The 21,126-nt window shown below is 64.7% G+C and carries 20 protein-coding genes; 12 read left to right on the top strand and 8 right to left on the bottom strand.

The annotated features are described in order from the left end of the window. Positions 1–24 precede the first annotated feature (24 nt). The 3 genes from PspTeo4_RS08965 to aspT form a co-directional block, all read right to left on the bottom strand. The gene (locus PspTeo4_RS08965; RefSeq protein WP_322363311.1) at positions 25–699 is read right to left on the bottom strand and encodes a DUF3313 domain-containing protein; all 675 of its coding nucleotides are present in this window, start codon (positions 697–699) and stop codon (positions 25–27) included. Between the two features lie 51 nt (positions 700–750). Continuing rightward, positions 751–2,055 carry an OmpP1/FadL family transporter gene (locus PspTeo4_RS08960; protein ID WP_322363310.1) on the bottom strand — a complete coding sequence of 435 codons (1,305 nt, stop codon included), beginning with the start codon at positions 2,053–2,055 and terminating at the stop codon, positions 751–753. 214 nt (positions 2,056–2,269) lie between these two features. Further along, positions 2,270–3,952: an aspartate-alanine antiporter gene (aspT, locus tag PspTeo4_RS08955; protein ID WP_322363309.1), complete on the bottom strand. Its 1,683-nt coding sequence runs from the start codon at positions 3,950–3,952 to the stop codon at positions 2,270–2,272. A gap of 190 nt (positions 3,953–4,142) precedes the next feature. Here aspT and PspTeo4_RS08950 point away from each other — a divergent pair, with 190 nt between their 5' ends. From PspTeo4_RS08950 to PspTeo4_RS08935, 4 genes are read left to right on the top strand one after another with little or no spacing between them, the layout of a single operon-like run. After that, positions 4,143–4,739, top strand: a complete 597-nt coding sequence (locus PspTeo4_RS08950) for a paraquat-inducible protein A (protein WP_322363308.1) — start codon at positions 4,143–4,145, stop codon at positions 4,737–4,739. Further along, positions 4,736–5,380: a paraquat-inducible protein A gene (locus tag PspTeo4_RS08945; protein ID WP_322363307.1), complete on the top strand. Its 645-nt coding sequence runs from the start codon at positions 4,736–4,738 to the stop codon at positions 5,378–5,380. The genes PspTeo4_RS08950 and PspTeo4_RS08945 overlap by 4 nt, the downstream gene beginning before the upstream one ends. Continuing rightward, positions 5,364–7,004 carry an intermembrane transport protein PqiB gene (locus PspTeo4_RS08940; RefSeq protein WP_322363306.1) on the top strand — a complete coding sequence of 547 codons (1,641 nt, stop codon included), beginning with the start codon at positions 5,364–5,366 and terminating at the stop codon, positions 7,002–7,004. Before PspTeo4_RS08945 ends, PspTeo4_RS08940 begins: the two co-directional genes overlap by 17 nt. Before the next feature lie 28 nt (positions 7,005–7,032). Further along, positions 7,033–7,569: a PqiC family protein gene (locus PspTeo4_RS08935; protein ID WP_322363305.1), complete on the top strand. Its 537-nt coding sequence runs from the start codon at positions 7,033–7,035 to the stop codon at positions 7,567–7,569. Between the two features lie 9 nt (positions 7,570–7,578). On the opposite strand, the gene PspTeo4_RS08930 is transcribed toward PspTeo4_RS08935, so the two are convergent. From PspTeo4_RS08930 to PspTeo4_RS08910, 5 genes are all read right to left on the bottom strand, one after another. Next, the gene (locus PspTeo4_RS08930) at positions 7,579–8,049 is read right to left on the bottom strand and encodes a YMGG-like glycine zipper-containing protein (RefSeq protein ID WP_322363304.1); all 471 of its coding nucleotides are present in this window, start codon (positions 8,047–8,049) and stop codon (positions 7,579–7,581) included. 241 nt (positions 8,050–8,290) lie between these two features. Beyond that, complete coding sequence (locus PspTeo4_RS08925; protein WP_322363303.1) at positions 8,291–9,781, bottom strand: aldehyde dehydrogenase; 1,491 nt, start codon at positions 9,779–9,781, stop codon at positions 8,291–8,293. Next, the gene (locus PspTeo4_RS08920; protein WP_322363302.1) at positions 9,778–10,551 is read right to left on the bottom strand and encodes a gamma-glutamyl-gamma-aminobutyrate hydrolase family protein; all 774 of its coding nucleotides are present in this window, start codon (positions 10,549–10,551) and stop codon (positions 9,778–9,780) included. The genes PspTeo4_RS08925 and PspTeo4_RS08920 overlap by 4 nt, the downstream gene beginning before the upstream one ends. A 24-nt stretch (positions 10,552–10,575) precedes the next feature. Further along, entirely contained in the window at positions 10,576–11,889 is a 1,314-nt protein-coding gene (locus tag PspTeo4_RS08915) for an FAD-binding oxidoreductase (protein WP_322363301.1), read from the bottom strand. 36 nt (positions 11,890–11,925) lie between these two features. Continuing rightward, a complete protein-coding gene (locus PspTeo4_RS08910; RefSeq protein WP_322363300.1) occupies positions 11,926–13,290 on the bottom strand; it encodes a glutamine synthetase family protein in 1,365 nt (454 codons plus the stop codon). A gap of 201 nt (positions 13,291–13,491) precedes the next feature. Here PspTeo4_RS08910 and PspTeo4_RS08905 point away from each other — a divergent pair, with 201 nt between their 5' ends. The 8 genes from PspTeo4_RS08905 (at position 13,492) to PspTeo4_RS08870 (ending at position 21,022) form a co-directional block, all read left to right on the top strand. After that, complete coding sequence (locus tag PspTeo4_RS08905; protein WP_322363299.1) at positions 13,492–13,959, top strand: Lrp/AsnC family transcriptional regulator; 468 nt, start codon at positions 13,492–13,494, stop codon at positions 13,957–13,959. Between the two features lie 423 nt (positions 13,960–14,382). Further along, a complete protein-coding gene (locus PspTeo4_RS08900; protein ID WP_322363298.1) occupies positions 14,383–15,795 on the top strand; it encodes an APC family permease in 1,413 nt (470 codons plus the stop codon). A 55-nt stretch (positions 15,796–15,850) separates the two neighbouring features. After that, a complete protein-coding gene (locus tag PspTeo4_RS08895; RefSeq protein ID WP_322363297.1) occupies positions 15,851–16,690 on the top strand; it encodes a polysaccharide deacetylase in 840 nt (279 codons plus the stop codon). Then, positions 16,687–17,739 carry a C45 family peptidase gene (locus tag PspTeo4_RS08890; protein ID WP_322363296.1) on the top strand — a complete coding sequence of 351 codons (1,053 nt, stop codon included), beginning with the start codon at positions 16,687–16,689 and terminating at the stop codon, positions 17,737–17,739. Before PspTeo4_RS08895 ends, PspTeo4_RS08890 begins: the two co-directional genes overlap by 4 nt. Before the next feature lie 26 nt (positions 17,740–17,765). Next, entirely contained in the window at positions 17,766–18,182 is a 417-nt protein-coding gene (locus PspTeo4_RS08885) for a VOC family protein (RefSeq protein WP_322363295.1), read from the top strand. A gap of 15 nt (positions 18,183–18,197) precedes the next feature. Next, the gene (locus tag PspTeo4_RS08880; protein ID WP_322363293.1) at positions 18,198–19,004 is read left to right on the top strand and encodes an SDR family NAD(P)-dependent oxidoreductase; all 807 of its coding nucleotides are present in this window, start codon (positions 18,198–18,200) and stop codon (positions 19,002–19,004) included. Between the two features lie 30 nt (positions 19,005–19,034). Beyond that, the gene (locus tag PspTeo4_RS08875) at positions 19,035–20,066 is read left to right on the top strand and encodes a Rieske 2Fe-2S domain-containing protein (protein ID WP_322363292.1); all 1,032 of its coding nucleotides are present in this window, start codon (positions 19,035–19,037) and stop codon (positions 20,064–20,066) included. After that, positions 20,063–21,022 (top strand): PDR/VanB family oxidoreductase, encoded by a 960-nt coding sequence (locus PspTeo4_RS08870; RefSeq protein ID WP_322363291.1) that lies wholly within the window; start codon positions 20,063–20,065, stop codon positions 21,020–21,022. Before PspTeo4_RS08875 ends, PspTeo4_RS08870 begins: the two co-directional genes overlap by 4 nt. Positions 21,023–21,126 lie beyond the last annotated feature (104 nt).

Genomic DNA, 21,126 nt, shown 5'->3' with positions numbered 1-21,126 from the left:
GGTGCTGCAGCGGGGCAGGTGGGTTTACTTCTTGCTTCTGGCGGCCTGGAAGGACGCCACCATGTCTTTGGCCCAACCATCGAGCACGGCCTTGGCATCCTTGGCCTGCATCACCTGCTCGGAGTTTTCCAGCTCGGTACCTGCACCCTTGCGTACCACCTGGGCCACCACCTGCTGGTTACCGCCGTCGATGAATGCCGCCTCGGTGGCGATGCTGGTGTCCTGGTCGCGAATGCCGGTGGCGGTGCTCACCCCGGCTGCGATCAGCGCGATCGGGATGACTTCATAAGGGCGCAGGCTCTTGGTCTTGGCGCTCACCGCCGTGATGGCCGGGCGTACCACCAGCACGCCAGGGCCTGGGCCCTTGGCCAATGGCAGTACCTGGGAGAAGTGGTTCTTCAGGGTCTGGTCGTAGTACTGGGTGATGCCGGTCAAGGTCGACTGCGGGACTTTCTCGGTGGGTTGGGGTTTGGGGTAGAGCTGGCTCGGTTCGATGTAGACGCTGGTGTAACGGTTGGCATCCACATCCGGTTTGATCCAGCGCATGACCGGCGCGCCGGACGGCGACTTGTCTTCCTTGAGCATGCTGTAGTTCTTCAGGAAGCCCGAATACTGATCGGACTCCACATACTTGCTCGCACAGCCATACAGCATGACTGAAGCAAGGCACAGGGTTGCAGCCAATGACCGGGTTTTCATGCAGCTCTCCTTCTTACGTTGAGCGATATCCCGCCGCCCTGCGGGTGACTCTCAGAAGCGCCAGGTGGCGCCACCGCCGATGATGTGCAATGCGCTGTTGTCGTAACTGCCGGACAAGGTGGTGCCGGAGCGGGCCTTGGTCTGCTCCACGTCCATGTCGCCCAGCCAGACCAGGGTATAGGCCAGGTGCAGGTCCATGCCCTCGTCAACGGTATAGTTGACCCCGGCGGCCAGGCGCCAGGCCTCGCCCATGGGGTTGTCGACGGTACGGTCGGCGTCGTCGACCGCCGAGCTGTCGTAGCCAAGGCCCATGCTCCAGCGCCACTGCTTGGTGGCCTGGTACTGGGCGCCGAGCGAGGCATGCCAGGTGTCCTTGTACTGGCGGTCGACCGTGCGGCTGGTGCCGCCGGCGTTGGTGTCGACCTCCACACCGACGTCGCCGAAATCGCTCCAGTCCTGCCAGCCGAGGCTGGCCAGCAGCGTCCATTGGCTGTCCAGGTCATGGGCCACGCTGAGGGTGACGGTTTGCGGTACGTTCAGGTCCAGTTCGAGCGAGTCGGCGTCCAGGCGGCGCAGTGCGGCATTGAGCAGAGGGTTGCTGATGTCGCTCAGGTGCGGTTTGTCCTCGAACTCGAGCTTGACCTTGCTGGTGTAGGCCAACCCCACCTTGGTACGCGGGTCGAGTTGATACAGCAGGCCCAGGTTCACGCCCACCCCGACATCGGTGTCCTTGTATTCCAGCTGGCCGTCCGGGCGGTCGGCCAGGCCGAGCAGGTTGTTGTTGATGGCCATCTCGGTGCGGTAATAGCCGACCATGATGCGCGGACCCACGCCGACGGACAGTTCGTCGGTGAACCTGTAGGCCCAGGTGGGTTGCAGCGACACGCCTATAACCGCAGCTTCCTGGGTGAAGTAACGGCCGGCCCAGTCATCGTCGTAGTCCAGGGCCAGGCCGAAGTTGCCGTACATGCCGAAACCGATGGCCGAACGTTCGTCGATCTGGTGGCTGACGAACAGGCTTGAGCCTGGCAGGTACTCCAGCGAGTTGCCGCCTTCATTGCCGTCGAACTGGTTGCTGCTGTCGCGGGAGAAACGCAGGTCGCCGAGTATCACCTGGGCATTGGCGCTGATCTGGGTGCCGGTGAGCTGGGTGATGCCGGCAGGGTTGCTCATCAGCACGCTGGGGTCTCTGGCCAGCGCTGCAGCGCCTGCGTTGGCCAGGCCGTTGCCTTCCTGGCCGGCTTCGTAGATGAGAATGCCGCCGGCCCAGGCATCGCTGCCGAAAAGCCATAGCGTGCAGAGCAACAAGGCTGCCTGTTTGCCGGCCAGACGAGGACAGTACGACGCCTTTTCCATCACACGCTCCTATTGTGTGAAGCGCTGTACCTGGGGCGGCAACTACCAGCAAAGTTTGATGCGCAGTAGAAGCAGGGTAGTTAAGTTGGAACCCTGTGGTCGTAGAGCAATGCTCTCTTTTGACGACATGCGAGGCTGTATGAATGAGAAGCAAACGCCGGTATCGGGAATCTACACTTTAGACGACACATGCCCGCTCGCAAGTATCGGTGGGTCAGGCAAATGCAATGATGATCGGCCCGCAGACAGCGAGCAGCACATTTGAAATCGCGTAGCAGACAGTAAAACCAATGACCGGCGTATTACTGCCTGATTGTTCGATGATCTTGTTCATCGAGGCTGCCTCGGTTTGCGCACCGGCCAGGGCGCCGAACAGGATCATCGGGTGCAGGCGCAGCACATAGCGCCCGAAGTACAAGGTCACCAGCGGCGGTATCAGTGTGACCAGTGCGCCGGCCACCAACAGCGCCAGGCCTTGCTCCTGGATCGCCGTGATTGCCGCCGGGCCCGCCAGCAAACCCACTACCGCGCCGAATGCGGTCAGGCCGAACTCGGAAAACGCCCACTGCGCCGCAGGGGGCAGGGCACCGAGCTCCGGGTGTCGCGAGTTGTACCAGCCGATCAGCAACCCAGCCAGCAGAATGCCGCCGCCGATGCCCAGTTCAATTGGGATCATGCCGATGTGGGTGGACAGCAATCCGACCAGTGAGCCCAGCACCATGCCCAGAGCATGGATGGCGATGTCGCTGCGGTGGCTGGCCTTGCGTTCTCGGCCAATCTGCACCGCCAGCGCATCGACACTTGCCGCGCGTCCGGTCAGGCTGATCACATCGCCTCGGCGCAGCACGGTTTCCGGCAGCAGTGGCAAGGCCAAGCCCTGGCGAGTGATACCAGTAAGAAAGCAGCCCATGCGCTGCGCCCCTATCAGCGCCGAGCGCACCTGGTGAATGGTATGCCCGGCCAGTCGCCGGTTCGTCAGCACGATGTCGGCGCTGCGGGTGGGGAACGACAGGCTCTGGGCATGATCCACCTCGGGGCCGATCCAGCTCCCGAGTTGGCCGACGGCATCGCGCAGGGCGTAGATGCCGAGAATATCGCCCGGTTGCAGGCACAGGGCCGGGTCCCGGTCGAGGGCCTGCTCTGCTCGGGTAATGCGCTCGATGCTCAGCGACGGGTGGTGCGCTTCGAACTCGGCGATGCTCAGACCCGGCTCTACGGGCTGGGCCAGCCGGTGGGCACGGACCACGATGCGGGTATAGGGAATGCTGATGGCCTCTTCGTTACGCTCAACGCCAAGTTCACGTTCCAGCGCCTGGGCGCTGGCACGCAGGTCGACGCCCAGCAGGCGTGGTGCCAGGCTGCCGACGAACACGATCAGGCCGACCGTGCCGAACACATAGGTGATGGCATAGGCAACCGCCATATGGCTGTTGAGTTCGGCCTTGGCCGCGGCATCCAGCGGCAATTGGGCAATGGCGCTGCTGGCGGTGCCCATGATCGCGGTGTCGGTGAGTGCGCCCGCGCCCAGGCCTGCGGTAAAGCCTGCATCGAAACGGTAGAGCGCGTTCATGGCCAGGATCACCAGCAGCGCAGTGGCGCACAGCACCACCGACAACAGCACCAGCTTGAGCGTGCCTCGGTTCAAGCTACCGAAAAACTCCGGCCCGCTCTTGAAACCGACGGCATAGATGAACAGCGCGAAGAACACCGCTTTCAGCTCATGGGGCACCTCCAGGCCGACCTGCCCGATCAGCAACCCCATCAGCAATGCCCCGGCCACCGAACCCAGGTGGAAGCTGCCTATTTTCAAACGCCCCAGCAGCACACCCAAGGCGATGGCCAGAAACACCGCAAGCTCTGGATGAGCACGCAACGCGCCGAAGGCCAGATCCATCATTGCCCCTTCCTCCAGATGCTGCCTGCGCAAGTTCAAGAGCCCGAACAGTCTGAGTATGCGTGCAATCCAGCGGTCAGCCACGGGTGTCATCAAATGCGCATGGGCAGTTGCGACGCGGTGGGCGTTTCTTGACTAATCTTGCCTGCGACAGGGTTCCTGCCGGACATCCAGACTCGCTGCGAGAGACTCCATGACCACGGCCAATGACCTGATCATCTGCGAGTACTGTGATGCGGTCTATCACCGCGCTCCGCTTCAGCGCCACCAGAGCGCACTGTGCCCGCGCTGTGGCGGTGTGCTGTATCGGCACAATGGCCTGACCCCGCAGCAGCGCATGGCGCTCAGCGTCACCGGCGGGGTGCTGCTGGTGTTCGCCAATGCCTATCCGGTCATGACCATCGGCATGAGTGGGCTGACCAACTCGGCGACGTTATGGGACGCCGTGATGATCCTCAGCAGCGGCAGCATCACCTTCATTGCGCTGGTGCTGGCGCTGTCGATTATTTTTGCGCCGATCCTGCAGATTGCCGTGTTGTGCTGGGTGCTGGGCTTTGCCATGGCCGGCCGCCGCTCACCGGCATTCGGCGCGTGCATGCAGGCGCTGGAGAAGCTAAGACCCTGGAGCATGCTGGAAGTCTGCCTGCTGGGCGCCATGGTGGCGGTGATCAAGCTGGCTGGCCTGCTCGATGTCATCCCAGGGATCGGATTGGTCGCGCTGGCGGCGCTGAGTGTGTTGCTGATCTACATTGCCGGGCGCGATATCCGCGACCTGTGGGAGCAGGTATGACCGCGCCGATGTTGGCCGACGACCTGCAGGTGTGCCTGTGCCATGGCTGTGGCCAGGCCTGCGACCTGCGCGAGGATGCCCACCAGTGTCAGCGCTGCGGTGCGCCGCTGCATCGGCGCAAGTCCAACGCCATCGCCCGTGGTTGGGCGTTTCTGTGCGCGGCGCTGATCTTCTATGTGCCGGCCAACGCTTTGCCAGTGATGAACACCGAAATGCTGGGTCAGGGCAGCGACAGCACCATCGTCGGTGGGGTGCTGGAGTTCTGGGAACATGGCGCGTGGGACATCGCCCTGATCATCTTCATCGCCAGTATCGGTGTGCCTGCCATCAAGTTCTTCTCCCTCGGCCTGCTGCTGGTGACCGCCCAGCGGCGCAGCAACTGGGCGCGTCGCCAACGCTCGCAACTGTTTCGCTTCGTCGAGCTGATCGGCTACTGGTCGATGCTCGACGTCATGGTGGTGGCCCTGGTGGCGGCGCTGGTGCAGCTGCGCGGCTTGGGCACCATCGAGCCGCGCCCGGGCATTCTGTTCTTCGGCTTGGTGGTGGTGCTGACGATGTTTTCTGCGATGAGCTTCGACCCACGCCTGATCTGGGATGGCGAGCCACAAGAAGGAGAGCGCAGCGATGGCGCAGGAGACTGACAAACCGCAGGCGGCGGGACAGCCCCAGGTGCGCACCCGGCGAGTGAACGTGTCGCTGGTGTGGATCGTGCCGATTCTGGCCTTGCTGGTGGGGGCCTCGCTGGTGGTGCGCAACTGGATGCAGCAGGGGCCTGTCATCACCATTTCGTTTCACTCCGGCGAAGGCCTGGTGGCGCACAAGACCCAGGTCAAATACCGCAGCGTGGTGATTGGTGAGGTCACCTCGGTGGAACTGGCCAAGGACCGCAACAGCGTGGTGGCCAAAGTGGAACTGTCCAAGGAAGCCGAGTCGTTCGCCACCGAAGGGGCACGTTACTGGGTCGTCAGGCCACGCATCGGTGCCGGCGGCGTTTCGGGAGTCGATACCTTGCTTTCGGGCAGTTTCATCGGCGCCGATGCCGGTGAATCGAACAAACCACGAAAGAAATTCAAGGGGCTGGAGTTGCCGCCACCGATCACTTACGGGGAGAAAGGCAAGAGTTTCACGCTGTTCGCCGATGACCTTGGTTCTCTGGATATCGGTTCTTCCATCTACTACCGCAGGATTCCGGTTGGCGAAGTGGTCTCCTATGCGCTGAAGGACGATGGCAAAGGGGTGCAGATAGGCATTTTCGTGCAGTCGCCTTACGACGCGTTCGTCACCCACGACAGCCGTTTCTGGAATGCCAGTGGTGTCGACATGCAGATCGGCGCCAACGGGCTCAAGGTCGAAACCCAGTCGCTGTCATCGATCTTGATGGGCGGGCTGGCCTTTGGCTCGCCGGATTTTGCCGCCGTTGCGCAGCCTGCCGATGACCAGCAGGTGTTCCAGTTGTTCGTTGACCGCGATGCGGCCCTGGCGCCGCCCACCGGCAGGCAGGAATACCTGCGCATGCGCTTCGACCAGTCAATGCGTGGCCTGTCGCCGGGGGCGCCGGTGGAGTTCAAAGGGGTGGAGTTCGGCAAGGTGGTGTCGGTCACCCTCGACTACGACGAGCAGAAGCAGAGTTTTCCGGTGGTGGTGGATGCGGTGATCTATCCGCAGCGCCTGGGCCCGGTGCATCAGAAAATGCTCAAGGTGTTCAAGCATACCCCGGGTGACGAAGCCGGTGCCCGGCGGCTGATCGGCACGTTCGTCGAGCACGGGCTGCGTGCGCAGGCCCGCAGCGGCAACCTCATCACCGGGCAGATGTATGTATCGCTGGACTTCTACCCCGATGCGCCAAAGGTGGCCTTCGACATGAACGCCAGCCCCATCACGGTGCCCACCGTGCCGGGCAGCCTGGAGAAACTGCAGGAACAGTTGCAGCATGTGGTCGAACGCATCGGCAAGCTGCCGCTGGAAAGCATTGCCGGCAACCTCGATGGCACCCTGCGTGAGTTGCGCACGACCCTCAAACGCTTCGACGGGCAGACGCTGCCTGGGGTCAAGGCGACGCTGGATGATCTGCAGAAAACCTTGCAAACGGCCAATTCGGCCATCGCCGATGATTCGCCGCAGCGGGAAAAACTGGGCGATACGCTGCAAGAGCTGGAGCGCATGTCGCGTTCGTTGCGTGACCTTGCCGACTACCTGGGACGGCACCCTGAATCGCTGATTCGCGGGCGGCCCAAGGCGGCCGGCGCAGATGACGTGCAGCCTTGACCACGCACCGACCGAGGAGTGACACCTGATGCCCAAGATGCACGCTGTGATGCTGGTCGCGTTGGCGGTGCTGGCCGCAGGTTGCAGCAGTACACCCAACAACTACCACACCCTGGTGCCGCCACTGCCGACACAGGAGGGGGGCACCAAGGTGCTGGTCGAGCGAGTAAGCGTTCCGCCGCAGGTGGATCGACCACAGTTGGTGGTGCGCCAGGGCCAGAGTGGCCTGGTGATTCTGGAAACCGAATGGTGGGGCGCCAACCTGGTGGATGAGTTTCGCAGCGCCCTGCAGGACCAGCTTGGCGGCCCCGTTGGTGGTAGCGTGCGCTCGGTGCTGCGGGTGGAGGTGCAGCGCTTCGACTCGGTACCAGGGCAGTACGCGTTGCTGGAGGCGGTCTGGCGCTTGAAGCGCCCTGGCCAGGACGAGCTGACCTGCCGCACCACGGTGCAGACACCGGCCCAGGCCAGCGTCACCAGCCTGGTCAGTGCCCAGCAGACCAACCTGCGTCAGTTGGCCGGCGCGGTACGCAGCGCGGCAGGGCAGGGCCGTTGCCCTGCCGCTTAGCGCATTCGCTTACGGATTGACCTGATACCCACGGCCCTGCAGGCAACCGCTGTAGGCGCTGGCATGGGCCGAGCTCTGGGCCTGGTCCTGGGTGCGCCGGTCCTGACGGCGCTCCTGACGCTGGCGCATACCACCCACGGCAGCACCGGCTGCAGCCACTTCGCCGGCGCGGTTCTGCCGGTATTGCTGCTTGGCGTCGTCACTGGCCCGGTCGTAGAGTTCTTCGTGCTGATTGCCGCGCACTTGCGCCCCAACCGCACCGGCTGCGGCACCGGCCGCCGCGCCTTTCACCCGGCCGCCGACGTGCGGGTCTGAGGTGGTTGCGCTGCTGGCGGCGTTGTTGGCGACGGTGTTGCAATCGTTGATGTCCAGCTGCATCTGCTGGCTGCTTTGGCCCTTGAGCGGCACCACTGACTGCGCCTGGGCTGCGGGGGCAGAGAGCAGCAGTACCAGCAGGTATCCCCATGGGAACGTACGCATGGCTTTTCTCCACTGGAAGCTAACCCCATCAGACAGAATAGTTCGAAGCACAGGGCTCGGAGAGGGCCGCTGGTCTGCGTATTAGGGGGCCGCTTCGCAGCCCATCGCAGGCTTCGCCAGCTCCCACAAGCCCTCTGGACTGCCCTCAAGGGTTGGATTTGTGTCCAACTCCTTGGGGGCAGTCCACACCTCCGTGGGAGCTGGCGAAGCCTGCGATGGGCCGCACAGCGGCCCCGTGCAATCACAGCTTGATCCAGGTCGCCTTCAGCTCGGTGTACTTCTCCAGCGCATGCAGCGACTTGTCACGGCCGTTGCCCGACTGCTTGAAGCCACCGAACGGCGCGGTCATGTCGCCGCCGTCGTACTGGTTCACCCAGACGCTGCCAGCACGCACGGCGCGGGCGGTCTTGTGGGCCTTGGAGATGTCCGAAGTCCAGATGCCCGCGGCCAGGCCATACGGCGTGTCGTTGGCAATGGCGATGGCTTCCTCGGCGGTGTCGAAGGCGATCACCGACAGCACGGGGCCGAAGATTTCTTCCTGGGCGATCTTCATGGCGTTGGTCACGCCATCGAAGATGGCCGGCTCGACGTAGGTACCGCCGGTCTCCTCCAGGGTGCGCTTGCCACCGGCCAGCAGCTTGGCGCCGTCCTGGTGGCCCGCTTCGATGTACGACAGCACGGTGTTCATCTGCTGGGTGTCGACCAGGGCACCGACCGTGGTCGCCGGGTCTAGCGGGTTACCCGGCTTCCAGCCCTTGAGGGCCTCGACCACCATAGGCAGGAACTTGTCCTTGATCGAACGCTCGACCAGCAGACGCGAACCTGCGGTGCAGACTTCGCCCTGGTTGAAGGCGATGGCGCTGGCGGCGGCTTCGGCGGCGGCCTGCAGGTCCGGGGCGTCGGCGAAGACGATGTTCGGGCTCTTGCCACCGGCTTCCAGCCAGATGCGCTTCATGTTCGACTCGCCCGCGTACACCATCAGTTGCTTGGCGATCTTGGTCGAGCCAGTGAACACCAGGGTGTCGACGTCCATGTGCAGGGCCAGGGCCTTGCCCACGGTGTGGCCGTAGCCTGGCAGCACGTTCAGCACGCCCGCCGGAATGCCGGCTTCGATGGCCAGCTGGGCAATGCGGATAGCGGTCAGTGGCGATTTTTCCGACGGCTTGAGCACCACCGAGTTACCAGTGGCCAGGGCCGGGCCGAGTTTCCAGCAGGCCATCAGCAGCGGGAAGTTCCACGGCACGATGGCACCAACCACGCCCACCGGCTCGCGGGTAACCAGGCCGAGCTGGTCATGCGGGGTCGGGGCGACTTCGTCGTAGACCTTGTCGATGGCTTCGGCGGTCCAGTGAATGGCGTTGGCCGCACCGGGGATGTCGATGCTGGAGGAGTCGCCGATTGGCTTACCCATGTCCAGGGTTTCCAGCAGGGCCAGCTCTTCGACGTTCTTGCGCAAGAGGCCTGCGAAGCGGATCAGCTTGGCTTTGCGCTGGGCCGGGGCCAGATGCGACCAGACGCCGGAGTCGAAGGTGGCGCGGGCGTTTTCAACGGCGCGGTCGGCGTCGGCACTGTCACAGCTGGCGACCTGGCCAAGCACGCGGCCATCCACAGGGCTGATGCAGGCGAACGTGGCGCCGGACGCTGCGTGGCAATACGCCCCATCAATGAAGGCGCGGGTTTCTGGGCGCAGGGCGTCGGCGCGGGCTTGCCAGTCCTGGAGGGTAAGGGTCATGCGAAAGCTCCTGTTGCGGTGCGGCGCTCGGCGCGTTGCCGGCAGGCGGCGCCAAAGGCACGGAAGATGGCCAGGTAATGGGGGTGGCTGAGCACCTGCCATTCAGGGTGAAACTGCACACCCAGGGCGAAGGCGCGGGCATCGGGCAGCGAAACGGCTTCGATCAGGCCGTCCTCGGCCAGTGCCTCGACTTGCAGCCCAGGCGCCAGGCGGTCGATGCCCTGGCCATGAATCGAGTTGACCTGGCAGCGCCGGGGCAGGCCCAGGCGCTCCAGCAAGCCACCCGGTTGTACCAGCAGCGGCTGGCGTGCGGCGTATTGCACCTGCACGGGCTGGTCGGCCGGCTCGCGGTGGTCGTTGAAGCGCCCCACCTCATGCACACAGGCATGCAGCGTGCCGCAAAGCGCCACATTGAGTTCCTGAAAACCCCGGCAGATCGCCAGCAGCGGCACGCCTTCGCGCAGCGCTGCCGGAATCAGGGCCAGGTTGCTGGCGTCGCGGGCAGGGTCGTGCAAGGTGCCCGGCGCGCTCGGGGCGCCCTGGTAATGCCAGGGCTCGATGTTGGACGGCGAGCCTGTCAGCAGCAGGCCGTCGACCTGGGCGAGCACTTCACTGGGCGACAGCAGGCCGGGCAGGGCGGGCAGCATCATCGGCAAGGCGTCGGCGGCCTCGACCACGGCGCGCACGTACTTGTCGCCAACCAGGTGAAACGGGTGCGCGCCCAGCTGCCGGGTGCAGGCGCTGACGGCGACCAAGGGTAATCTGTGCATGGTGACCTCGTGATCCAGCGCGCCTCAGCGCAGCTTTTCCAACAGTTGGTAGTACCACATGCCGGCTGCCAGCAGCGGGTTGCCCAGCTGCTCGCCCAGCGGCACCTTGATGTGCCTGCAGGCGGCGAAGGTATCGAACTTGCCCAGCTCTCCGGTCATCGCCTCGGCCATGATTTCGCCCATGATGTGGCTGGTGGCGATGCCATGCCCGGAATAGCCCTGGCAGTACCAGACGTTGTCCGACAGCTTGCCCAGTTGCGGAATGCGGTTGACCACGATGCCCATGGCGCAGCTCCACTGGAATTCGATGGGTACGCCCTTGAGCGCCGGGAAGGTACGTTCGATGCATGGGCGCAGCTCGTTTTCGATGTTGCGCGAGTCCTTGCCCGAGTAGTTGGCGCCGCCACCGAACAGCAGGCGCTTGTCGGCGGTGAAACGGTAGTAGTCGAGCACGAAACGGCAGTCGTACACCGCCAGGTTCTGCGGATTGAGGCGCTCGGCCAGCTCGCCCAGCGGCGCGGTAGCGACGATGCCGCCCATGGCCGGGAAGATCTTGCCCTTGAGCTGTCGCGGCTCCAGCTTGTGGTACACATCACCCGCCAGCAATACCTGGCGGGCCTCGATACGGCCCTCGGCGGTGACCACCGCCGGCCGTGGACCGTGGACGATCTCCAGCACCTCGGAGTTTTCGAAGATCAGCGCGCCCAGGCTGTGGGCGGCACGGGCCTCGCCGATGCACAGGTTCAGCGGGTGCAGGTGCAGGTTGCGGCGGTTGTGCAGGGCGCCGCAGTACAGCGGGCTGTCCAGCTGCGCACGGACGCCGGCGCGGTCCAGCAGACTCACTTCTTCGCCCATGCCTCGGCGCTGGGCTTCCTCGAAGCTGGTGCGCAGTTCGGCCATGTGTGTGGGCTTCATCGCCGCATGCAGGTGCCCGCGCCGCAGGTCGCAGGCGATGCCGTAGCGCGCGACCCGCTGCTCGATGATCTGGTGCCCGCGCCAGCGCAGGTGCCAGATGAAATTGTCCACCTCGTCGCCGAGGCGCTTGCGCATCTGCTTGCGCATGGCCTCGTCGCCAGACAGGCTGCCGGTGACCTGGCCGCCATTGCGGCCGCTGGCACCCCAGCCGATCTTGTGGGTATCCACCAGCGCGACCTTCAGGCCGCGCTCGGCCAGCTCGACGGCGCTGGCCACACCGGTGAAACCGCCACCGATGATCGCCACATCGACGCTCACCGTGCCTTGCAGGCGCGGGTAGTCGGTTTCCTCGGCCAGCGTGGCGGTGTAGTAGGAGGGCGTGCGCACCGGGGCGGGCGCCGCTGGTTGGGTCAAGGCATTCATGGCAGATTCCTCGTAGCCGGTCGGGCAGGGCTTTGATCAGGCATTGGTCAGGTACCAGCGCCAGTCCTGCTCGCCCACTTCAGCCATGAACGCGCGGTATTCGGCCTGTTTCACCGCCAGGTAGACCCGCAGGAAATCACTGCCGAAGGCGTCCCGTGCCCAGCTGGAACGCTCCAGCGCCTGCAGCGAGCTGAGCCAGTCGGTGGGCAGCAGGGTCTTGGCCTGGGCGTAGCCGTTGCCCTCGACCGGGGCGCCGGGGTCCAGTTGCTGGCTCACGCCGCGGTGGATACCGGCAAGGATCGCCGCAGCAGCCAGGTACGGGTTGGCATCGGCGCCGCAGATGCGGTGCTCGACATGCCGAGTGTTGGCCGGGCCGCCGGGTACCCGCAGGCTGACGGTGCGGTTGTCGACGCCCCAGGTCGGGGCCAGCGGGGCATAGCTGTTGGCCTGGAAGCGCCGGTACGAATTGGCGTTGGGGCAGAACAGCAGCAGCGAGTCGAGCAGGCTGGCCAACATGCCGCCAACCGCGTGGCGCAACAGCGGCGTACCGGCCGGGTCTTCGCTGGCGAACAGGTTGTGGCCTTCGGCATCGGCCAGGCTGACGTGCATGTGCATGCCGGTGCCGGCCAGGTTGTCGAATGGCTTGGCCATGAAGCAGGCCTGCATTCCATGGGCATGGGCCACGCCTTTGACTAGCCGCTTGTAGCGCACCGCCTGGTCCATGGCCTGCAGCGCATCGCCATGCTCCAGGGTGATTTCCACTTGGCCGGGGGCGTATTCGGAGATGGCCGTGCGCGCTGGAATGCCTTGTGCCTTGCAGGCGGCGTACAGGTCTTTGAGGAAGGGCTCGATCTGCTCCAGCTCGCGCAGGCCGTAGACCTGAGTCTGGCGAGGGCGGGCGCCGTCCTGGTCGAGCGCAGGTTGCGGGCGGCCGTTGGCGTCGCGCTTCTGGTCCAGCAGGTAGAACTCCAGCTCGCAAGCCATCACCGGGTGCAGGCCTTCGGCCTGCAGCTGCTCGATGACCCGGATAAGCAGCTGCCGTGGGTCGGCCACCGTGGCGGGAAGGCCCTCGGTGGGGTGCATCGACACCTGCACCGCCGCCGTGGGGATCTGCCGCCAAGGCAGGCGGACCAGGCTGCCTTCCAGTGGGTAGGCGCGACAGTCGATATCGCCGACGTCCCACACCAGCCCGGAGTTTTCCACGTCCTCGCCGTGGATCGACAGGCCGAGCATGGTGCTGGGTAGCGGGCGGCCGGTCTCATAGAGCGCGAGCAATTCTTCCCGGTGCAGCAGCTTGCCGCGCGGGATGCCGTTGGCGTCGAGGATGAACAGCTCGAACAGTTCGATATCGGGGTTTTCAGCCAGGAAGGCCTGAGCGTGGTGAGCGGGGGCGAAGGTCATGGTGATAGGCACCTTTTCTTGTGGTTTGCGTAAAATCTACGGGGTGTAAATTGCGCAATCAATAGTTAACTGTAAAAATAAATACGCAATGCGCAATTTTTACTAGGCTTCATCAGGTGCCATGAACACTGGCCCGTGCCGGTTCGCCAGCGAATCTGCTAGCCTGTGCCCGCCACCCGATCCCCCATGGAAGTGCTGAACATGTCTATCTCCACCCTCGACGCCCTGGACTACGAGATCGTCCGTGAATTGCAGGAGGACGGGCGCCGGGCCTTCCGAGAAGTCGCACGCAACCTGTCAGTGCCGGAGGCCACCATTCGTACGCGGGTCAAGCGCCTGCAGGATCAGGGCATCCTGCAGATTCTGGCCTTCACCAACCCATCCAAGCTCGGCCACGCCAAGCTGGCGTTGCTGTTCGTCAATGTCGCGCCCCAGGACCATGATCGGGTCGCCGACACCCTCAGCCGCTGGAGTGAAGTGAGCTACCTGTCGACCACCATGGGCACTGCGGATATCTGCGTGCAGGTGTTGTGCCGCGATGACGAAAGCCTGTGGAACCTGCAGCAGAAAGTGCGCAGCCTGCCGGGGATTCGCGATGTGCGGACCTTGCAGGAAGTGAAGGTGCACAAGATCCGCTTCACCTTGCCGCCGGGCGAGTCGGAAGACTGAAGTCAGTCAAGGTTTCAGGTTCTTCACTGTTGCTAGTGGCCTCTTCGCGGGTGAACCCGCTCCCACAGGTACGGCGGCATAACTGTGGGAGCGGGTTTACCCGCGAAGAGGCCCATATTTCCCCCACAAGAGCTGCGTAACACTCCGCTTGAAATCTTGCGCAATGCGCAAATCAATGCCCCATCCTTGAGCCCTCTCAGGCCCTCGCCCTATCCCTCGTACAGCTGAAACCCCACTCCCAGAGCCCTCGCGTGCCGCTGTGCACGGTTTTGGTCATACTCGCCCCGAAAAATGACATTGCGCAGAAATAATCTTTTCATATTGCGCAATGCGCATCGATGTGAAATAAAAATATACACATGCGCAGAATCCTGTCGTAGGATCTGCTCATCGAGACCCAATACAAAAACAGAGGGCGATACGATGCACCAGGCCATTGCAGGCACCGCGCCAAGCGCGCAACTCGTCAAATCCATCCGCTGGTGGGACGGGGTGGCCATCACCCTCAGCCTGCCGGCTGCGTTGTTCGTCGGTCTGGGCTATTCGATCGGTGCCATCGGCGCCTGGGCAGCCATGACCTTGTGGGCGTTGATTGCCGCGGTGGCGGTGTTGCACAACTGGCTGTACTCGGAAATGGGCGCGATGTTCGCCGACAAGTCCGGCGGCATCGCCCTGTATGCCAATGAAGCCTGGGCCCGACGCATGCCCAGCCTGGGCCCGCTGGCCACCTACGCCTACTGGTTCGCCTGGGCCACGGCACCGGCTATCTGGGGGCTGGCGGTGGCGCAGATCGTCTCCGAGCAGTTCTGGCCGCAGGCGACCGCCCACTTAGACCTCGGGCCGCTGCAGTTGGGCCTGCCGCAAGCCATTGCCCTCGGTGTGGCGCTTTTCTCTTGGGCGCTCAGCATGGTCCAGCTACGTTTCACCATGGTGATTCTGACCATTGCAGGGGTACTGCTGATGGTCCCGGTGCTGGTGTTCGGCACCAGTTTCCTGACCAGCCCGACCTGGAGCAGCGCAAGCTTCACCTGGCATACCGGTGAGGGTGTGCAGGGCGTGCGCACGGTGCTGGCGTGGCTGTTCATCATGGCGTGGTCGGCCTATGCCGTGGAGGCTGCCGCCTCGTTCATCCCGGAGTTCCGCGACACCGTCAGCGACACCCGCAAGGCCCTGCGCATCGCCGCACTGATCCTGCTGCTGGTGTTTACCCTGGCGCCCCTGGGCCTGACCGGCCTGTTGGGCGAACAGACCATGGCCGAAAAGCCTTATGGGTTCTTGCAAGCTGCCGCTGAAGTGTTGCTGGGCGGTGGCGCGACCTTGGTCACCCTGGTGCTGATCGCCGGCATTCTGGTGCTTTCGGTGATGGGCACCGCCGATGCCGGTCGGGCGCTGTACCAGAGCTCGTGCGATGGCCTGACCGTCCGCCAGTTCGGCGTGCTCAACCGCGCTGGCGTCCCGGCTCGTGCGGTGACCGTGCAGTTGTTCATCAACGTGATCCTGGTGCTGCTGGTGGGTAACCCGCTGGCGGTGATCGTCGCCGGCAACATCGGTTACATCCTGGCGCACCTGCTGGCGGTGGCGGGCTATGTGGTGCTGCGCCGCGACCGACCAGAGCTGGATCGCCCCATTCGCTTGTCGCGGCGCTGGGTGTGGATTGCCATGGCCCTGGCCATGTTCGACGGGCTGATCCTGCTGGTGGGCGTGACCAGCGCCTCGATCACCGGCTACGGCGGCCTCAAGGAAGTGCTGATCGCAGTGGCCGTGCTGGCCATCTCCCAAGCCTTATTCCGGCTGCGCCGCCTGCAGGATCGCAAGTCCACCCCCTGCGCGACCTGATTCCCACGCAACACCCCCTTACGACCTAGCAAACCCCCAGAGAGGAGTGCACCTGATGCGTGCAGATGACTCCGGCCGCCTGTGCTGGCCGAAAAAGAGCCCCGTGGCCGTTTCCCTGACCTTCGACGTAGACGCCGAGGCCGGCCTGTTGGGCGACAGCCCGACGTTCGCCCGGCGCCTGACCAGCTTGTCCGAAGGCCGTTTTGGCGTGACCCGTGGCGTGCCGCGCATTCTCGAACTGCTGCGCCGCCACCGGATCGCCGCGACCTTCTTCGTACCGGGCTACACCGCCGAGCAACACCCGCACCTGGTGGAAACGCTGCTCAAGGACGGCCACGAGATCGGCCACCACGGCCACATGCACCTGCGCAGCGACAAGGTCAGCGCCGAACAACAGACCGAAGAGATGCAGCAAGGCCTGGCCGCGCTGGCCAAGGCCGGCGCACCGAAGCCTGCGGGTTATCGCTCGTCGTCCTGGGAACTGACTCCGGAAACCTTCGAGCTGGTGCTGGCCAACGGCTTTGCCTACGACTCCAGCTGCATGGGCGACGACCGCCCGTATTTCGAACACTTCAACGGCGCCTCGATCCTCGAACTGCCGGTGCACTGGTCGCTGGATGACTGGCCGATGTTCGGCTGGAGCATCGACAACGGCGGCAACTTCACCGCCCCCCGGGTGCTGTTCGACACCTGGCTGGCCGAGTACGAGTCGGCGCGCCGCGACGGCCGCCACACCAGCTTCACCATGCACCCGGAAGTGATCGGCCGCGCCGCGCGCTTCGAGCAGTTGGAGCGCCTGGTGGAACGCATGGTCAGCGACGGTGATGTCTGGTTCGCCCGTCTCGATGAAGTGGCTGCGCAGGTTACCCCGCAATTGAAACAGGTGAACAAATGAGTACGGTTTTCCGCTCTACCCAGATGCAGCCGGCCGCCCGTGGCCATGAGTTCGGCGAAGTGTTCGCGGCCAAGGTGCGCGGCACCGTGCAGGCCTACCAGGGCTTGTTTGCTCGGGTCGCCAAGGCGCCGTTCGACCTGCGTGCCATGGGTGCCCGCTGCCTGGCACAAGTGGCCGAGTTCGCACCGCCGTTGCACGAAGAAATGCTCGGCATCGCCGAGGGGGCAGGGGTGGATGCCGAGCTGATCGGTGCCATCAACGCCCGCACCGAAATCCTGGCAGTGCTGGGAGCACCGCTGCGCGGCGAGTGCTCCACGGTGGTTCAGGTCGACCCCTGGGGCGCCCCGGTCACCGCGCAAACCTGGGACTGGTACGCCGAATTCGCCGAACAGTGGCTGACCTGGGAAATTCCCCACGCTGACGGACGCCTGACCACCACCGTGACCGAGTACGGCATCGTCGGCAAACCTGGGGTTAACAACCGTGGCCTGGGCGTGCACTTCAATATCCTGCACCACCAGCACGATGGCGCCGACATCGGCGTGCCGGTGCATGTGCTGTCGCGCTGGATACTCGACAGCTGCGCCGACATCAACCAGGCCTTGCAGTTGTGCCAGCGTGCGCCGGTGTCGGCGTCCAGCTCGCTGACCTTGATTGCCGCCGCCGAGCGCGCCAGTTGCGCGGTCTCGGTAGAAATCCACCCCGGCGGCCCAGGGCTGGTATTCCCGGCGGCCGATGGCTTGCTGGTGCACACCAACCATTTCCTCTCAAGCCCCGCCCGTGACTTCGACACCGAGCCCGGCACTTATCCAGACACCCTGGTGCGCTACGACCAGCTGGTGCGCCGGCTGAGCGGCCGCCCGGGCCTCACCGCCAGCGACATGCTCGCGGCACTCAACAGCCACCTGGGAACCACCGGTGCACTGTGCTGCCACCCCGACCCGACGCTGCCGGAGAAAGGGCAGTACGCCACCCTGGCCAGCATCACCCTCGACGTCGTCAACGGCACCCTGCGCGCACTGCCAGGCGGCCCGTGCCGTCACCTCTGAACCTACGACCCCAAGGAAGCAACGCCATGCTCAAACTCAAACGCCTCGACAACATGGACATCCTCACCAACGACGTGCAGCGCCTGGTGGACTTCTACCACGGCACCCTTGGCCTGGGCTTCTTCCTGCCCTATGCGGCAGAAGAACGTTGGGCGGCCATCGAAATGGGCAATGTCACCCTCTACCTGTTCCACACCACCAACCCGGCACCGGTCGAGCGCCGCACCGCCGTGAACCTGGAAGACAAGCCAGGCCTGGACTCGTTCGCCTTCGAGGTTGAGAACCTGGACGAGGCCATTGCCTACCTGAACGGCAAGGTCGAGTGGGTGACCGCCGAGCCCATCGAGTGGCAGCACCCTAATGGCACCCACTACCGCTACCGGCCGATGTTCGACCCGGACGGCAACATGCTCTACGTCACCGAACCGCACAAGACCATCTGAACCGGGAGCCTTGCCATGACCCAAAGCAAACCTGCCCGCCAGGCACCGCAGTCGGTGCTCTCGCTGTCTGCCGAAGCCCGCGCCCTGGACGGCCGCGTGGCATTGATCACCGGTGCCGGCCGTGGCGCCGGACGTGCCCATGCACGGCTGCTGGCCCGTCGCGGCGCGGCTGTGGCGGTGGTCGACGTCGATGAAGATGTGGCCCGCGCCACCGCCGCCGAAATTGCCGAGGAGGGTGGCCGTGCCATTGCCATCGCCTGCGACATCACCGATCGCAACCTGTCCGAACGCTGCGTGGCGCAGGTCGCCGAGCAGCTTGGCGGGCTCGACATCCTGGTGCACAACGCCGGGCTGATCTACTCGATGACCGGCCTGGAAGGCACCGACGACGCCAACTTCGACCGCCTGCTGGCGATCAACGTCAATGCCCCGCTGTACCTGACCCGCGCCGCGTTGCCGCATCTGCGCCGCAGCCAGGCGCCACGGGTGATATTCATCAACTCGCAGTGGGGCCAGGTACCCGATGGCCACTCCTACGGCTACATGGTCAGCAAGTCGGCGCAATTGGGCCTGATGAAGACCCTGGCCAAGGAGTTCGTCGGCGAGGGCATTCTGGTCAACGCGATTACCCCCGGCGCGATTCTCACACGGATGGTGCCGGAGCAATACATCGAGGCCGAGCAGGCCGCCATCCCCCTCGGACGCCTGGTGCACCCGGAAGAAATCGCTGCCGCCGTGGCCTTCCTGGCTTCGGACGAAGCCGCGTTCATCACCGGCCAGGCCATTCCCGTGAATGGCGGGGCGCTGGTGGTCGGCATCTGACAACAAGAACAACCTGTGAGGACTATGAGCATGACGACCCAACCAACCCAGCGCCAACGCGCCGAACAGGCCATGCGCCGCCAATGGTTCCCGGTGGCCCGGTCGATGGACCTGGATAAACCCCAGTCCGCCACCTTGCTTGGCGAAAAACTGGTGGTGTGGCGCACCGACTCTGGCCAGGCAGTGGTGCAGGAGGCGCGCTGCCCGCACCGCGGCGCCGACCTGTCGCTCGGTGAAGTGCATGGCGAAAGCATTGGTTGCCCGTACCACGGCTGGCGCTTTGCAGCCGAGGGCGGCAAGTGCAGCCACGTACCGTCGCTGGAGGACCAGTGCAAGATCCCTCAAGCCGCCGCTGTGCGTACCTTTGCCTGCCAGGAGCGTTACGGCCATGTGTGGACAGCCCTGGAAGAGCCGCTGTTCGAACTGTATGACCTGGCCGAATGGCGCGAGCTGAACCTCGAATGGCTGGCGGCCGAGCCGCTGGATTCGCCCACCGGGGTAGCCGTGGCGGTGGAGAACTTCGGCGATGTGGCGCATTTTTCGTACATCCATCGCGGCATGATGGGCCACGTCAACCCGGTGGTGGAACCGCTTAACGTACGCCGCGAGGGCCTGGATATCTGGATGGACCGGCCGCTGCAAGCGTGCGAAGGCGAGTGGGCCAACGACGGCGATTGCATGATGAACTACCACATCGTCGCCCCTGGCCTGGTGGCCATCACCTATGACTACGAGCGTCTGGGCAAGCGTGTGGTTGCTGGCTTCCCGTGCCCGGAGTCCTACGACCATGTGAAGATCTTCTGGGGGGTGGCCAACGACCGCGACTACAAAGGTGGCGATCTGCAGGAGTGCCTGCGGGTCGAGGAACTGCTGTACCTGGAGGACCTGCCCGTGGCCGCGACCATCACCCCGCGCGAGATCGACTGGGACGCCACTGTGGTCGAGCACTCGGTGCCGTCGGACCTGTACACCCTGAACTACCGCCGGGCCTTCCGTGAGTTCATCGAGCGCGGCCAGCACGTGCCGGTACGCCTGCTCGATGAACCGAGGGCCATGCCGTGAGCGCCCAGGCCGAAGCGCTGGCCGTTCAGGTCGCGGGGTTGCGGCTGGAGGCCGAAGGCGTGATCTCGATCGAACTGCGCGCCCTCGACGGGGGCGAGCTGCCAGCCTGGGAGCCGGGTGCACACATCGACCTGCTGCTGCCCTCGGGGCTGGTGCGCCAGTACTCGTTGTGTGGCGACCCCCAGCAGCGCCGTAGCCTGCGTATTGCGGTATTGCTGGAGGCCAATGGCCGGGGTGGCTCGCGGGAGGTCCATGGCGCTTTGCGCCTGGGCCAGCAACTGGCAATTCGCGGGCCGCGCAATGCCTTCCCGATGCAAGAGGGGCAGGCGTACCTGTTCGTTGCGGGTGGTATCGGCGTGACGCCAATCATGGCCATGGCCCGCGAAGCCCAGCGCGCCGGGGCCGATTGGCAGATGCTCTATGGCGGGCGGTCGCGGCGCTCGATGGCCTTCGTCGATGAGTTGCAGGCCATGGGGGCAGGGCGGGTCGAGGTGCTGCCGGCCGATGAGGTCGGCTTGCTCGACCTCGATGCCGTGGTCGCGGCGGCCCGCGCCGGTCGGCAGGTTTACAGCTGCGGCCCGGCAGTGTTGCTCGATGCCCTCACGGCACGTTTTGCCGAGGCGGGGCTTGAGGGGCAGCTGCACCTGGAGCGTTTTGCCCCGGCGGCGACTCCGGTTGCCGAAACGGGCGAGGCGTTGACGGTGATTCTCGCCCGCAGCGGCACCCAGGTGCAGGTGCCGGGTGGGTGCACGATCATGGCGGCCTTGCGTGCGGCCGGGCATGCCGTGGCTTCATCGTGCGAGCAGGGGGTGTGCGGCATGTGTGAGACACGCGTGCTCGATGGTGTGCCTGACCACCGTGACATGCTGCTTAGCGAAAGCGAACGGGCCCGGGGCAATGTGATGATGTTGTGCGTGTCCCGGGCGTTGACGCCTACCTTGACACTGGATCTGTAGGGCGGTTTGGCGCCAGGGCCTGCCATGACATTTGCGGTGTTTGGTAGACCGAGCGCCGCCCGCGCGGCGCATCGCGAGCAAGGCTCGCTCCTACGTTTGTTTCG

Source organism: Pseudomonas sp. Teo4, assembly GCF_034387475.1.
In the GTDB taxonomy this organism is placed as follows: domain Bacteria; phylum Pseudomonadota; class Gammaproteobacteria; order Pseudomonadales; family Pseudomonadaceae; genus Aquipseudomonas.
Note: the sequence above shows the minus strand (reverse complement) of the source record. Positions and strands in the feature narration are given on the sequence as shown.

What these genes read in the sequence shown, in the direction of transcription:
- PspTeo4_RS08965 (WP_322363311.1), bottom strand. Translation starts at nt 699, where the DNA reads ATGAAAACCCGGTCATTGGCTGCAACCCTGTGCCTTGCTTCAGTCATG.
- PspTeo4_RS08960 (WP_322363310.1), bottom strand. Translation starts at nt 2,055, where the DNA reads ATGGAAAAGGCGTCGTACTGTCCTCGTCTGGCCGGCAAACAGGCAGCC.
- aspT (WP_322363309.1), bottom strand. Translation starts at nt 3,952, where the DNA reads ATGATGGATCTGGCCTTCGGCGCGTTGCGTGCTCATCCAGAGCTTGCG.
- PspTeo4_RS08950 (WP_322363308.1), top strand. Translation starts at nt 4,143, where the DNA reads ATGACCACGGCCAATGACCTGATCATCTGCGAGTACTGTGATGCGGTC.
- PspTeo4_RS08945 (WP_322363307.1), top strand. Translation starts at nt 4,736, where the DNA reads ATGACCGCGCCGATGTTGGCCGACGACCTGCAGGTGTGCCTGTGCCAT.
- PspTeo4_RS08940 (WP_322363306.1), top strand. Translation starts at nt 5,364, where the DNA reads ATGGCGCAGGAGACTGACAAACCGCAGGCGGCGGGACAGCCCCAGGTG.
- PspTeo4_RS08935 (WP_322363305.1), top strand. Translation starts at nt 7,033, where the DNA reads ATGCCCAAGATGCACGCTGTGATGCTGGTCGCGTTGGCGGTGCTGGCC.
- PspTeo4_RS08930 (WP_322363304.1), bottom strand. Translation starts at nt 8,049, where the DNA reads ATGCGTACGTTCCCATGGGGATACCTGCTGGTACTGCTGCTCTCTGCC.
- PspTeo4_RS08925 (WP_322363303.1), bottom strand. Translation starts at nt 9,781, where the DNA reads ATGACCCTTACCCTCCAGGACTGGCAAGCCCGCGCCGACGCCCTGCGC.
- PspTeo4_RS08920 (WP_322363302.1), bottom strand. Translation starts at nt 10,551, where the DNA reads ATGCACAGATTACCCTTGGTCGCCGTCAGCGCCTGCACCCGGCAGCTG.
- PspTeo4_RS08915 (WP_322363301.1), bottom strand. Translation starts at nt 11,889, where the DNA reads ATGAATGCCTTGACCCAACCAGCGGCGCCCGCCCCGGTGCGCACGCCC.
- PspTeo4_RS08910 (WP_322363300.1), bottom strand. Translation starts at nt 13,290, where the DNA reads ATGACCTTCGCCCCCGCTCACCACGCTCAGGCCTTCCTGGCTGAAAAC.
- PspTeo4_RS08905 (WP_322363299.1), top strand. Translation starts at nt 13,492, where the DNA reads ATGTCTATCTCCACCCTCGACGCCCTGGACTACGAGATCGTCCGTGAA.
- PspTeo4_RS08900 (WP_322363298.1), top strand. Translation starts at nt 14,383, where the DNA reads ATGCACCAGGCCATTGCAGGCACCGCGCCAAGCGCGCAACTCGTCAAA.
- PspTeo4_RS08895 (WP_322363297.1), top strand. Translation starts at nt 15,851, where the DNA reads ATGCGTGCAGATGACTCCGGCCGCCTGTGCTGGCCGAAAAAGAGCCCC.
- PspTeo4_RS08890 (WP_322363296.1), top strand. Translation starts at nt 16,687, where the DNA reads ATGAGTACGGTTTTCCGCTCTACCCAGATGCAGCCGGCCGCCCGTGGC.
- PspTeo4_RS08885 (WP_322363295.1), top strand. Translation starts at nt 17,766, where the DNA reads ATGCTCAAACTCAAACGCCTCGACAACATGGACATCCTCACCAACGAC.
- PspTeo4_RS08880 (WP_322363293.1), top strand. Translation starts at nt 18,198, where the DNA reads ATGACCCAAAGCAAACCTGCCCGCCAGGCACCGCAGTCGGTGCTCTCG.
- PspTeo4_RS08875 (WP_322363292.1), top strand. Translation starts at nt 19,035, where the DNA reads ATGACGACCCAACCAACCCAGCGCCAACGCGCCGAACAGGCCATGCGC.